Raw genomic sequence first — 13,544 nt, 5'->3', positions numbered from 1 at the left:
TTTCCTTTCTCAAGAAAAATAGCCATCAAAAGATGGCTATTCTGCGTCCGTAAATTGAATAACGATATTTTGGGTAATCAAGTCTTGCGTATATTCAATCGGTTCGCCATTTACCGTAAGTTTGACATTCGAGCTGGCTCCTAGTCTTACACGCACTTGTGCAACGCCTGAAACGTCTATAGCTTCACTGTCGCTCGCCTGCATCGTACGCGCCGGCTGCATCAGCTCCTGCTGATTCGGGCCAGTCGCCGATACCCAAGACGGGCCGCTCGCTTCGATTTTCAACTCCCGCGTTGCGGGACCTTTCCAAGCAAAAGTCGTTGTTTCTCCTTCAGAGCCAACGACAGACAGGCTCGTTTCCGGCTCTGCAGGTTCCTCCGGCTCTTCCGCTGGAGTTTCTTCCGGCTGTTCTTCTGCCGGCGGTGCTTCTTCGTCAGCCTCGTCCGTTTCTTCGTACGGAACGCCTTCTTCATCTGCCGCATCTTCTAACGGATCGTTTGTCGCCAAATTATTATAAAAGAAAATAACAACAGCTAAGATGACGACAATAAACAAAGCGACAATCACTTTCGGCATAATTTCGCCCATCCCGCTCGAAGAACTCTTAGCTAAGGTTTGGCGCCGGGAAGGAGTCGGCGGCGTCAGTGTCGGCCGAACTTCTTCTTTCACAGAAACTGGGACCTCCGATTTATGCTGTTCGAGCAATTCATCCGAGTTCAATCCCACAGCTTCTGCGTATTGTTTAATGAAGGCACGGACATAAAACGGTCCGGGCATCATGCTGTGGTTGCCTTCTTCAATTCCCGCTAAATAGCGTTTTTGTATCTTTGTTACATCCTGTAAATCTTCCAAACTGTACCCTTTAGCGATTCTCGCCTCTTTCAACCGAGTACCTAATTCACTCAATACGATCACCTGCCCACTTAAAAGTTAAATCCGCCGAACATATCCGCTTGATTCTGGTCGCCCATGAAGTGGTTTTTCTCCAACACTTCATATGTAATCTTTTCTTCTGGATGATGGCGCAATTCGATTATATAATCGAAATCTTCGATGCTGTACTCAGATTGCTGGACAAACATATCGGGATGTTCCACAACTTTAATCGTTGGCATACGCATCATTTCTCGAACCAGCTGCAAATGGCGTTCATCTCCGGAACGGCGTGTAACGATGCCATCCAGTATGAAGATGTTGTTCGCGTTATGCTCATCTCCCATCAACTGATTTCTCACCGTTTGCTTGATCATCGTCGAAGATAGGAAAATCCATTTTTTATTAGCGCTTACACTTGCTGCGACAATCGATTCCGTTTTTCCAACCCGCGGCATTCCGCGAAGGCCGACTAATTTATGGCCTTCCTGTTTGAAAATTTCAGCCATGAAATCGACCAATAATCCGAGTTCATCACGGACAAAACGAAAAGTCTTGCGATCATCCGCATCTCTTTGAATATAACGGCCATGGCGAACAGCTAAAATGTCACGGAGTTTCGGTTCACGGAATTTCTTCACCGCGATTGTCTCAATCGTAGAAACAATCTGTTCGAAGCGTTCCAGCTGAACATCATGCTCTGCACGCAGCAGCATTCCTCGCCTGCCTTGGTCTACGCCATTGATGGTGACGATGTTTACTCTGAGCATACCAAGAAGAGAAGCTATATCCCCTAATAAACCCGGACGATTCACTTGAATTTCGTATTCAAAATACCATTCTCTCATTCATCATCCGACCTTTCATTGCCAATATTTGACCAAAAAGTTCCTAACTCTTATGATAGCTGATTTAGTGCCCTAAGAAAAGGGGCAATAAGAAAGGAGTTGGCCCAAAACCTTTGGGAACAACTCCTCGATTATGAAGCGAACGGAGCAACTAGATGGATAATTTAGTAAAAACCGCACAATGGGCAACTCACATATGCCATCCGCCATTAATCCGGAGAACTTGGCCTGTCATGTAATCCGCTTTGCCGTTCACCAAAAAGTCAACAGCATCTGCCACATGGCGAGGCGCCCCTAATCCGAGCGGAATTTCTTCCTCGATCACAGCAAGTTCTTCTGCGGTAAAATTCCCATTCATTTTTGTCTGAATGAAACCCGGAGAAATTGCATTTACCCGGGTGCCGGAAGCTGCCATTTCTTTGGCGTACGCTTTGACAAAAGCCAATTGCGCCCCTTTTACAGAAGAATAGACAGTTTCAAGAGCAGCACCTGTCTCTCCCCATATAGACGAGATGAAGACGACATAGGTTGCCGGATGGCGATGAAAATAACGTGAGATTCTGCGGATGGCCGAAATCGGATTTTTGACGTGGACATTCCACAAAGCGTCCATTTCGGCATCTTCCGTATCAATCAGCATTTTTTGCAACGCATGGCCGCTTGCCACCACAATGCATGCGGCATCATAGACTTGGGCTGCCAGCCGCTCGGCTCCGTCCGAACGGGTGAAGTCGGCTTGGACAGCAATAAACTCCTGTCCCGGAAACTTTTCGCTTAAATTTTCCGCAAGCCGATTGACGGGAGTGGAGTTCCAGTGAAGATAAAGCGACCAGCCATCAGCTGCAAGCTGTAGAGCGATGGCTTCGCCAATTTCTCCGGAAGCTCCCATTACGACGGCAAACCGTTTCACTGGCGGTCCTTCTTCGGCGGCATAATCGTAAAGTTTGAACGCTGGCTGGCTGAACTCACTGTTGCAAATGCAGCTTGCAGATCCGGCACTTCTATTTCTTCGAGCATCGGCACGACGTCGAATAAATTCATCTCATTAAATGCATACCGCGTAAATTGGTTGGCGATAAATTCAGGCGAATTTAGCGCTCTCAGGAAAAAGCCAATCTTTTTGCGGCGGATCCGGTCAAGATCTGCTTGTCCGAACGGCCATTTCTCTATGGCTTGGTCCAGCGTATGGTTGATTTCTTTGATTAATTGCTCAGGTTCATTGGTATCAGAGCCGATCAGCGCATAGCCAAAACCATTTTCCAATGAGTAATCGAAAGAATAGGACTCATCAATTAAATTGCTTTCGTACGCATGGTGATAGAAATCTGAAGTCCGCCCGAACAGCAATTCGAAAGCCAGTTCTGCTGCCAACTCGTGCTTCAGCATCGATTTCCCTGAGTAATGGAGCACTTCCGGCTTGATGCCGACAAAGATTTTGGGCTTTTGCACACTCATTTCAAGAGTCCGTTCCTTAATCGCCACTTCCATCGGCTCATCCGGATAGATGCGCTTGATTTCTTTTGGCTCTTCAAACGTCTTTTGATCCTGGTTTGCTTTGACGAACTCCATCATCTGCTCCGGATCCACAGCACCGACCACGAACAGCACCATGTTGGATGGATGATAGAACGTGTTATAGCAAGTGTACAAATGTTCGGCTGTAATATCCTGGATGGAATCGACTGTTCCAGCAATATCAATTTTCACCGGGTGGTTCTTATACAAGTTTTCGATCATGCCGAAATACAAACGCCAGTCCGCTTGATCGTCATACATCGTGATTTCCTGTGCGATAATGCCTTTTTCTTTCTCCACGGTTTTCTCGGTGAAGTAGGGGCTTTGGACAAAATCCAGCAGCGTTTCCACATTTTCATTGATTTGCCCGGTCGCTGAAAACAGATACGCAGTGCGGGTAAAGGAAGTGAAGGCATTGGCAGAAGCGCCTTGTTTGCTGAATTGCTGGAAGACATCGCCGTCTTCTTTTTCAAACATTTTATGCTCCAGGAAATGGGCAATGCCGTCTGGCACTTTAATCGCTTCTTCTTCCCCGTAAGGCACAAAATGATTATCGATTGAACCGTATTTTGTTGTGAACGTAGCAAAGGTTTTGGAAAAACCTTTTTTCGGCAAGATATACACTTCAAGCCCGTTCGCTAGTTTTTCGTGGTACAGTGTTTCATCTAATTGTTCGAATTGAACTTTATTCAACTGAATCGTCCTCCTTGCCTGCTAGGAAATAGGTCATTTCCAACGATAATTGTTGAGCCGCTTCAGCAATGTCTTCTTTTGTGACCGCATTCCATTTGCTGATCAAATAATCCGGTTCAAATGCTTCATCCAGTTCCATGTATTGATCATAAATGTCGATTTGGCCTCTAGCCGAATCCAGCGCTTCTTTTAATTGATTGATCAAAAGCGCTTTCGTTTGGCCCAGTTCCACGTCTGAAATATTGGCTTTTCTCACTTCTTCCAATTGTTCAAGGATGAGCTTCACAGCTTTTCCTTCCAGTTTCGAATCTATTCCGGCGAGGATGAACATCAAGCCGAATTGCGAAGCGTACGAACTTGAAACGTAGTAAGCCATGCTTTCTTTTTCACGGATATTGACGAACAGTTTCGAATGGGCGTAGCCTCCGAGAACCCCGTTCATCAACTGCATTACCGGGAACTTTTCGTCGCGGAAAGTGATCGGTGTAAAGAACGCCATATGCAGTTTCCCTTGTTTCATATCTTCGTATTCGATCACGCGAGACTCTTCCGGAGATTTCAGTTCCGTTGAAAGCCCTTCCACTGCCTGGTCACGGCCTTCGAAATGAAAGTACTCTTTAATATAGGAAGCAATCATGTCCGGCTTGATGTCGCCGACCACATAAATTTCAATTTCATTCTTGTTCAATAAGGTTTCATATTCTTTCACCAATTGCTCGTTCGTCACTTTCTCCAGTTCTTCGAGCGAACCATTTGCTTGAATGGAAGCGGGATGCCCCGGCAGAGCATGTTCCATCATGCGCTGCTGCGCGTAGCGGGTCTTTTCGTCAAAGATCGATTCAATCCGTTCTTTGATGGTCTGCTTTTCGCGCAGGAAAATGGATTCTTTGAAGAGCCCGTTTTCCATATTCGGCTTGAATAGGACGACATACATCAAGTTTAAGACTTTTTCCAGTACGCCTTCTTCGGAAAGATATTGGTCATTCACCGTTTCTACATTCAAAGTGACGATGTGTTCATTGCCCCGTTTTGAAGAATCTATGTAGAGGGAAGTGCCATATAAATCATCCAACACCATGCGCAGCGCTGTATGAGATGGATATACCTCATTGCTGTGCTGGAGCACATTTGCCAAAACGGAACGGGCAGATGCTTTTTCAGGTGTTAAACGGTCTTTGAATTTAAAAGAAAAATTTATCGTCTTGAATTGAGTCGTTTCATTTACGTGGACATTCACGCCTTGTGCGATCTTAATAGATTGAAACATCAGTAAATCCCCTCTCAGCTTTCTTATTCTAACTATACCGAACCACTGGAATGAAATGCAAATAATGAAGAATGCCCATGCGGCCAAAAAAAAGAACCGCCGCTTGGGCGATTCTTTTTTTGGATTAGCGCTGCCCTTTGATGTAAGGGATTCCGTTCGCTTTTGGCGCATTTGCACGGCCAATAAAACCGGCCAGAGCTAAAATGGTCAAAACGTATGGAAGAATCAGCAAGAAGACATTCGGGATGTCTTGGATGATTGGAATAGATGAGCTGGCGATACTTAACGCTTGAGCTAAACCGAAGAACAAAGCGGCTCCCATCGCACCAAGCGGATGCCATTTACCGAAGATCATCGCCGCGAGCGCCATGAACCCTTGTCCATTGATCGTCGCGTGTCCGAAATCACCGGAAATCGTCTGCGCATAGATGGCTCCGCCGATTCCAGCTAAAGCTCCGGAAATCATGACAGCAATATAGCGCATTCTGTTTACGTTGATTCCCATTGTATCTGCTGCCATTGGATGTTCCCCGACTGAGCGGAGGCGCAAGCCGAACGGCGTTTTATAAATGATAAACCAAGCAATGATGGCAATGAGGATTGCCAAGAAAGACGTGTTATAAATTTTCGTGAAGAACATCGGCCCGATAAACGGAATATCCGATAGGACCGGGAAATCATAGCGCGTAAAACGCTCGGTGATGAAATCCGTCTGCCCTTTCCCGAAAATTTTCTTCACCAGGTAAAGAGACAAAGCAATTGCCAGCAAGTTGATGGCAACCCCTGATACTGTTTGGTCCGCCCGGAACGAAATCGATGCGACCGCGTGAACCAATGAAAGCAACAGCGCTGCAACCATTGCAGCGATCAACGCCAGCCAAGGAGTTGCGTCGCCAAAAGTATCGGCAAATAATAAGTTGAACAAAATGCCCACGAATGCGCCAATGACCATCAAACCTTCGAGGCCGATATTAATAACGCCCGATCGCTCGGAAAATACACCGCCGATTGCTACTAAAATAAGCGGAGCTGCATAAAATATCGCTGAAGGAACGATGAAATACAAAACTTCCAAGAAACTCATATTACTTCGCCTCCTTCTTCTTAGCCGCGCGCAGCAGGAATAGACGGATGATGTATCCTGATGCTACAAAGAAAATAATAACGGCAATTACAATTTCCACAATCTCAAGCGGAATGCCCGCAGCATTCGGCATATTGAGGGCGCCGTATTTCAAAGAACCAAAAAGAGTAGCCCCGAAAATAACGCCGAGCGGAGTGTTCATTCCAAGCAAGGCAACCGCGATCCCATCGAATCCGATGCCCGTAAATCCTGCTTTGGAAGACACGTATTCAAATGTTCCAAGAGCTTCCATTGCACCGCCTAGGCCGGCAAATGCTCCTGAAATAACCATTGCTAAAATAATGTTTTTGTTGACATTCATGCCCGCGTATTGAGAAGCGTTGTGGTTGAACCCGACCGCTTTCAATTCAAATCCGAGCGTCGTTTTTTCAAGAATAAACCACATGACACCTACCATGACAAGCGCAATGATAATGCCGTAGTGAAGACGCGAAAACTCCGTTAAATTTTCAAGAAACTCTGACCGAAGGGAGGCGCTGGCGAAAATGGATTCCGTACGGTCTCCGCCGCCTGATACCGTTTTGATCAACGCGTTCGTTGTATGAAGCGCGATATAGTTCATCATGATCGTGACAATAACTTCATGGACATGGAATTTCGCTTTTAAAAGTCCAGGAACAAATCCCCATAACGCACCTGCTGCCGCCGCAGCTAAAATAGCAAGCGGCAAGTGGATGATCATTGGAAGTTCAACCGCTACTCCGACATACGCGGCAGCAAACCATCCAACGATCAATTGCCCTTCAACCCCGATATTGAACAAACCTGAACGGAAAGCAAACGCTACCGCAAGCCCGGCCAATAAATAAGGAGTGATTTGGCGAATAGTTTCTCCTATTGTATATAAGTCACCGAAAATCCCGTTCCATAAAGCGGCATAGCCGTCAATTGGATTATAGCCGCTGATCAACATGATAATTGCACCGACTATTAAACCAAGAATTACGGAAATGACTGGGACCAGAATATTTGTTGCTCTAGTCGACATGCTGATCCTCCTTATGTTCAGAACCCCGAACCGCATGCCCTGCCATCAGCAAGCCAAGTTCCTGTTCTGTTGTTTCTTCTGGAAGCACCGTATCGACAATTTCACCGTCATGGATAACGGCAATGCGATCGGATACGTTCATAACCTCGTCCAATTCAAACGAAATCAAAAGGACTGCTTTTCCATTATCCCGCTGTTCAATCAAGCGGCTATGGATAAATTCAATGGCCCCTACATCAAGGCCACGCGTCGGCAATGCTGCAATCAGCAGTTCCGGATTCCGGTCAACTTCACGGCCAATAATCGCTTTTTGCTGATTCCCGCCTGATAAAGCCCGGGCAGGTTCGTGCGGTCCTTGAGTCCGGACATCATACGCTTCAATAATTGCTTTTGCTTTTTCATCAATCTTATTGTAATCAATGATGCCGCTTTTTGAAATTGGCTGTTTATAATACGTCTGCAGGGAAATGTTATGGCCAATCGGGAAATCCAATACTAAGCCATGCTTATGGCGATCCTGCGGGATGTGGCCAACCCCTGCTTCTGTAACTTTACGCGGCTTTAACCCTGTGATGTCCTTGCCGTGGAGCGAAATGGTTCCGCTTTTTACTTTGCGCAGCCCCGTGATCGCTTCAATCAACTCCGATTGTCCATTCCCGTCTATACCGGCAATTCCGACAATTTCACCTGCACGGACATCCAAATTAAGATTCTTGACCTTTGCTACTCCGCGGTAGTCATCGACGACTAAATTTTTGACGCTTAGAATATTGTCTTTAGGAGACGCTGGACTTTTCACTGTTTTAAATTCCACTTGGCGCCCAACCATTAAAGAAGCCAGCTCTTGCGGATTGGTCTCAGACGTGATTACAGTGCCGATGCCTTGCCCTTTTCTAATAACGGTAACGCGATCGGAAACATCCATGATTTCTTTAAGTTTATGCGTAATCAAGATGATGGATTTGCCTTCCGCAATCAACCGCTTCATAATCTGGATCAATTCCGTGATTTCCTGAGGCGTCAAAGAAGCAGTCGGCTCATCGAAAATTAAAATTTCTGCACCGCGGTACAAAGTTTTTAAAATTTCGACACGCTGCTGCATGCCAACCGAAATATCTTCGATGATAGCGTATGGATCGACGTTCAACCCGTACTGTTCAGAAAGAGCTTGAACTTTTTTGGCTGCGTCTTTTTTGTTGGTCACTCCGTATTTAGTCGGTTCACTTCCCAGAATGATGTTTTCAGTTACTGAGAAATTTTCGACTAGCATAAAGTGCTGGTGCACCATGCCGATTCCTAAATCATTTGCTACGTTCGGGTCTGAAATGTCCACTTTTTCTCCGCGCACTCGAATCTCGCCGCCTTCAGGCTGGTAAAGGCCGAACAGCACGTTCATTAAAGTTGATTTCCCTGCCCCATTCTCTCCCAATAACGCATGGATTTCGCCTTTTTTAAGTTGCAGCGTTATATTGTCATTGGCAACGAATGTCCCAAATTCTTTGCGAATATTGAGCATCTCGATTACATATTCCATTGTTTTCACTCCTTCGAAAACTGGTAACTTAATATTTGTTTAAAATTAATACATGAAAGGCTTTTACTGAGAAAAGCCTTTCATCTAATAATTCATAAAAATAGGCGAAAAAAAATCATAAAGGCCGGTAAGACCGGCCTTTATGATGACCGTATTGAGGAATGCTTAGTTTTCTAGAGTTTCAGGAACGACGATTTCGCCGCTAGCAATTTTCTCTTTGTACTCGTCAATTTTAGCCATAACGTCTTCTGTGATTGCTCCGCGTGAATCCGCAAGGCCAACACCGTCTTCAGCCAAACCGTAAGTCAATGTTTCGCCGCCAGGGAAGTTGCCTTCCATCGCTTGGTTTGAAATGTCGATTACTGCTTGGTCTACACCTTTAAGAACCGAAGTAAGTGTTACGTTAGCATCGCCGACTTGACCTTCGTCGTATTGGTCAGCATCTACACCGATAACCCAAATGTTTGTATCCGGATCTGCTTCTTTGCGTTCTTTCGCTTCAGTGAATACCCCGTTGCCTGTTCCGCCAGCTGCGTGGAATACGATATCCGCTCCAGCAGAGTACATGCGGTTAGCTGTTGTTTTACCTAATTCCGCTTTATCAAAAGCACCTGTATATTGTACATCGACTTCAACTGCAGGATCTGCAGCTTCAACGCCTGCTAGGAATCCAGCTTCAAAGCGCTCGATTACTGGAATTTCCATTCCGCCAACAAAACCAACTTTGCCAGTTTCAGTCATAAGAGCTGCTGCTACACCCGCAAGGAATGCACCTTCTTGCTCTTTGAACAATACGCTGGCTACGTTTGGAGCGTCAACGACAGCATCGATAATGGCAATTTGAGCGTCCGGCTGCTGTTCAGCGATTTCTTTAACAGCGCCTTCCATTAAGAACCCAATTCCATAAACGACGTCGAAGTCACGACGGATCAAGTTGTTTAAGTTCGTATTATAGTCTGCATCAGAAGCCGACTGGAGATAGTCAAATCCGCCGTCTCCTTTTTCAAGGCCATTTTCTTCCCCAAACGCTTGCAAACCTTCCCAAGCTGATTGGTTGAATGATTTATCATCCACACCGCCGACATCTGTAACCATTGCTACTGAGAAGTCGCTTGTTTCTTCTGAACTTCCGCCGTCGCCAGATCCAGTGTCACCATTTGAAGTATCTTCGTCGCTGCCGCACGCAGCAAGCATTGTTCCCGCTGCAAGCATTAAAGATAGACCTAGACCAAATTTACGTTTCGTCAATGTAATAACCCCCTGAGGTATGTTTGATATTAGCAGGAATTTGCCGTTTTACACACGTTTTCGAACTACATGAAAACTAAACTTATCAGCTCTGAAGTAATTCTTTGAGTAAAGCACCACACGATCGTCCTCATCGTAGTGGAGCTGTTTTAACACCAATAATGCTGTTTCCGGATCGCATTCAAGAATCGGCGACGCATCTTCATGGTATCCGATTGGATCTATGAATGTGACCGCATAGGCAATGCGGGTTTCTCCGGACTCTTCTATCGCTGAGAAGATCGAGCTTTCTTTGCGTCCGAGAAAATCAGCCGGCAGATAAGCCGCTGGCACTTTGTCGATGCAATAGACGACAGGTTCACCATTTGCTGTTCGGACGCGTTCAATAGTAATTATGGATTCATCGGCATCGCAATGAAAGCGTTTTATATCTTCTTCGGACGAAAGGCTCTCACCGGTGCTTAGATAAATCACGCCGGGTTCCATGCCTGCCTGGCGAATCATGTCGGAGACGCTTGTCAATTGTTCGATGCCTGTCGAAAATACAGGTTTTGGATTGACAAAAGTCCCGACGCCATGCCGCCTTACGATAATATTATCTTCTTCCAATAACCGCAGTGCTTCTCTTAAAGTCGCACGGCTGACTCCAAGTGATTTCGCAAGTTCGAACTCGGATGGCAGCTTCTCTTTCTCTTTGTACAATCCGGCCGCAATGTCTTGCTTCATTCGATCAATCACTTGAAGGTACAACGCTCGATGATCCGATTTAATTGTCATAAGACTCACCACCAATGACAGAGATCAGACATCTGATGTAAAACATTCCTACTAATCAAAATTACTATAACACTTATTCTAGACGAAATAAATAGTCTTTTGTCGAATTTCGCGAATTTTCATTGCAAATATTTCATTCGATGTAATCAGATTGTCACAAAATTTCTGATATTTCCTTAATATTCCTCCTGCTTTGGAACTAAAACAGTTCGCGGTTTGCTGCCTTCATAAGGGCCTACTACTCCCCGCTGTTCCATCTGGTCAATGATTCTTGCGGCTCTTGAATAGCCGACCCGGAAGCGGCGCTGCAGCATGGAAACAGAAGCAGTCTGCATTTCTGATACGAGCTGCACAGCTTCGTCATAGATTTCGTCGGTCTCGTCGTCAATCGCTGCTTCTTCGACCTCAGACGGAATCATGTCTTCCTGGTATTGGGCTTTCTGCTGTTCAATAGCAAAGTCCACGACTTTTTCAACTTCTGAATCCGACAAGAACGCGCCTTGAACCCGAACCGGTTTTGATTGGCCTGCTCCTAGGAACAGCATATCACCCCGGCCCAGCAATTTTTCCGCTCCGCCCATGTCCAAAATCGTACGGGAGTCAATCGCAGAAGAAACTGCAAAAGCGATCCGCGAAGGGATATTGGCTTTAATGACACCGGTAATGACGTTAACGCTCGGGCGCTGCGTGGCGATGATCAAATGGATGCCTGCTGCACGGGCCATCTGCGCTAAACGGGTAATGGCGTCTTCCACTTCATTTGAAGCGACCATCATCAAGTCCGCTAATTCGTCAACAATGACAACGATAAACGGAAGCTTTGGATGCTTTTCTTCGTTCTCTTCATTGAAAATCCGGACATAATCGTTATAGCCTTCGATATTCCGTGTGCCGGTATGCGAGAACAGTTCATAGCGGCGCTCCATTTCTGAAACGATTTTTTTCAATGCCTGGGCCGCCTTGCGCGGGTCCGTTACGACCGGCGCCAATAAATGGGGAATGCCATTGTAGACGTTCAATTCCACCATTTTGGGGTCAATCATCATCATTTTCACTTCATGCGGCTTTGCCCGCATAATGATGCTGGTGATGATGCCGTTGATGCAAACGGACTTACCGCTCCCTGTAGAACCAGCTACTAATAAATGCGGCATTTTGTTCAATTGCGTCATGACGGCTTGGCCTGTAACGTCGCGGCCTAGGCCGAAGAGCAATTTTGCATCCGGCTTATTGTTTTCTTCTGATTCGAGCACTTCCCGCAGGCTGACAATCGCCACTTCTGAATTCGGCACTTCGATGCCGATGGCTGATTTTCCGGGAATCGGCGCTTCAATCCGGATATCCCGCGCTGCAAGGGCAAGCGCCAAATCGTCGTGCAAGCTGACAATCTTGCTGACTTTCACGCCTGTATCCGGAAGCACTTCGTATTTTGTCACAGCCGGCCCTAAATGGACTTGCGTCACTTTTGCGCGCACACCGAAGCTTTGGAAGGTTTTTTCAAGCTTCTTCGCATTTTTTTGAATGCCTGCATATTCGCCGCTTTGGTCGCTGTGCGGCGGCAAAGTCAACAAATCGATCGGCGGCAGCTGATATTCTTCATTTTCCATTTCTTCATGAGTGGACATGAGTTTGACTTCCCCGTCATCCGAATCTTCCAGTTCCGGTTCAATCGGCGCCGCTTCCGCTTTTTTCGACTTTACGTTTTCAGTGAACGCCGAAATGATCGGTTCTTCATGCACATCCGGGTAAATCGTTTCCTCTTCGTCGTATTCCAGTGCATCATCGACTTCCATGATGTGTTCCGGCTCTTCCTGTTTTTCTGCTTTTTCCGCTTTTTTCCGCGGAGCTGCTAGCCGTTTTGTTTTCGGCTGTTTCAAGCGAACCAATATGCCATCAATTGCCGGGCGCATGCTTGGGATTTTCTCTGCAATATAAGGGGCAGCTGTTTTCCCGGTTAAAATAATTGCTCCGATCGAAAGAAGAAGAATGGCAATTATCCAGGTTCCGGCCGTATCGAATAGAACATGGAACATGGCATACAAAAATCCGCCGAACAAACCGGCTCCGCTGGCGTCATAGCTTTGCCAAATCGAACCCGTCAACCGGGTGGATTTGACCGTCTCGGCTATCACATTGCCCGATGTAAGCGGCAAAATGGATCCAGCCGCATAGACCAAATGGCAAATCAACGCAACGCCTGTTAAAATGAACAGCCCGCTCACTGCCACCTTCAGCCTTGGCCTTGGCCATCTTCGGCGCACCATGACATGGATAGCCGTAAAGAGCAAAGCCAGTGGAATTAAGAAGGCTAAATTCCCCATTAAAAGCTCTGCTGTGTTTAACAGCATTTTCCCGATGATGCCCAATTGGAACGCCATTAGCACTGCCATGACGATTAACAGCAAGCCGATGACTTCATAGCCGATCGGAGGAAACTGCTGTTTTTTCTTGGATGCCGGTTTTTTCTTTTTTCTATTTTTTGCTGGAGTCCGCGGCATGTTAATCCCTCATTTCCTTCATTTTTACGAAAAGCGCAATCGCTAGATTCGGCTTTGGAGCCCCGAAGCGTTCATCTTGAATGTTTCTCGCGCTGATCGTTTTCCTAAACATTGAAAAAGGATTTCCACCGCGTGAGGCGGTATGGAAATCCTTTCACT

11 protein-coding genes are annotated in these 13,544 nt (G+C 46.2%); all 11 read right to left on the bottom strand.

What is annotated here, in order from left to right:
- Positions 1–36 precede the first annotated feature (36 nt).
- A complete protein-coding gene (locus tag MTR82_RS01695; protein ID WP_234398942.1) occupies positions 37–915 on the bottom strand; it encodes a helix-turn-helix domain-containing protein in 879 nt (292 codons plus the stop codon).
- 8 nt (positions 916–923) lie between these two features.
- Positions 924–1,721, bottom strand: coding sequence for a YmfK family protein (locus tag MTR82_RS01690; protein WP_052651310.1), 798 nt, complete (start codon positions 1,719–1,721; stop codon positions 924–926).
- Between the two features lie 190 nt (positions 1,722–1,911).
- Complete coding sequence (gene ymfI / locus MTR82_RS01685) at positions 1,912–2,631, bottom strand: elongation factor P 5-aminopentanone reductase (protein ID WP_052651309.1); 720 nt, start codon at positions 2,629–2,631, stop codon at positions 1,912–1,914.
- Entirely contained in the window at positions 2,628–3,929 is a 1,302-nt protein-coding gene (yfmH, locus tag MTR82_RS01680; RefSeq protein ID WP_246807481.1) for an EF-P 5-aminopentanol modification-associated protein YfmH, read from the bottom strand. The genes ymfI and yfmH overlap by 4 nt, the downstream gene beginning before the upstream one ends.
- A complete protein-coding gene (gene yfmF / locus MTR82_RS01675; RefSeq protein ID WP_246807480.1) occupies positions 3,922–5,196 on the bottom strand; it encodes an EF-P 5-aminopentanol modification-associated protein YfmF in 1,275 nt (424 codons plus the stop codon). Before yfmF ends, yfmH begins: the two co-directional genes overlap by 8 nt.
- Positions 5,197–5,320: 124 nt before the next feature.
- Entirely contained in the window at positions 5,321–6,280 is a 960-nt protein-coding gene (locus MTR82_RS01670) for an ABC transporter permease (protein ID WP_052651306.1), read from the bottom strand.
- A gap of 1 nt (position 6,281) precedes the next feature.
- Entirely contained in the window at positions 6,282–7,328 is a 1,047-nt protein-coding gene (locus MTR82_RS01665) for an ABC transporter permease (RefSeq protein WP_052651305.1), read from the bottom strand.
- Positions 7,318–8,862: an ABC transporter ATP-binding protein gene (locus MTR82_RS01660; protein ID WP_246807479.1), complete on the bottom strand. Its 1,545-nt coding sequence runs from the start codon at positions 8,860–8,862 to the stop codon at positions 7,318–7,320. Before MTR82_RS01660 ends, MTR82_RS01665 begins: the two co-directional genes overlap by 11 nt.
- 165 nt (positions 8,863–9,027) lie before the next feature.
- The gene (locus tag MTR82_RS01655) at positions 9,028–10,110 is read right to left on the bottom strand and encodes a BMP family lipoprotein (protein ID WP_052651303.1); all 1,083 of its coding nucleotides are present in this window, start codon (positions 10,108–10,110) and stop codon (positions 9,028–9,030) included.
- A gap of 48 nt (positions 10,111–10,158) precedes the next feature.
- A complete protein-coding gene (locus MTR82_RS01650) occupies positions 10,159–10,887 on the bottom strand; it encodes a GntR family transcriptional regulator (protein ID WP_052651302.1) in 729 nt (242 codons plus the stop codon).
- Positions 10,888–11,063: 176 nt separating this feature from the next.
- Positions 11,064–13,385 (bottom strand): DNA translocase FtsK, encoded by a 2,322-nt coding sequence (locus tag MTR82_RS01645; protein WP_246807478.1) that lies wholly within the window; start codon positions 13,383–13,385, stop codon positions 11,064–11,066.
- Between the last annotated feature and the right edge of the window lie 159 nt (positions 13,386–13,544).

The organism is Planococcus ruber (genome assembly GCF_022819085.1).
Lineage (GTDB): Bacteria > Bacillota > Bacilli > Bacillales_A > Planococcaceae > Planococcus > Planococcus ruber.
Note: the sequence above shows the minus strand (reverse complement) of the source record. Positions and strands in the feature narration are given on the sequence as shown.

Coding starts and splice junctions, on each gene's coding strand:
- MTR82_RS01690 (WP_052651310.1), bottom strand. CDS start 1,721: ATGAGAGAATGGTATTTTGAATACGAAATTCAAGTGAATCGTCCGGGT.
- yfmF (WP_246807480.1), bottom strand. CDS start 5,196: ATGTTTCAATCTATTAAGATCGCACAAGGCGTGAATGTCCACGTAAAT.
- MTR82_RS01670 (WP_052651306.1), bottom strand. CDS start 6,280: ATGAGTTTCTTGGAAGTTTTGTATTTCATCGTTCCTTCAGCGATATTT.
- MTR82_RS01665 (WP_052651305.1), bottom strand. CDS start 7,328: ATGTCGACTAGAGCAACAAATATTCTGGTCCCAGTCATTTCCGTAATT.
- MTR82_RS01660 (WP_246807479.1), bottom strand. CDS start 8,862: ATGGAATATGTAATCGAGATGCTCAATATTCGCAAAGAATTTGGGACA.
- MTR82_RS01650 (WP_052651302.1), bottom strand. CDS start 10,887: ATGACAATTAAATCGGATCATCGAGCGTTGTACCTTCAAGTGATTGAT.
- MTR82_RS01645 (WP_246807478.1), bottom strand. CDS start 13,385: ATGCCGCGGACTCCAGCAAAAAATAGAAAAAAGAAAAAACCGGCATCC.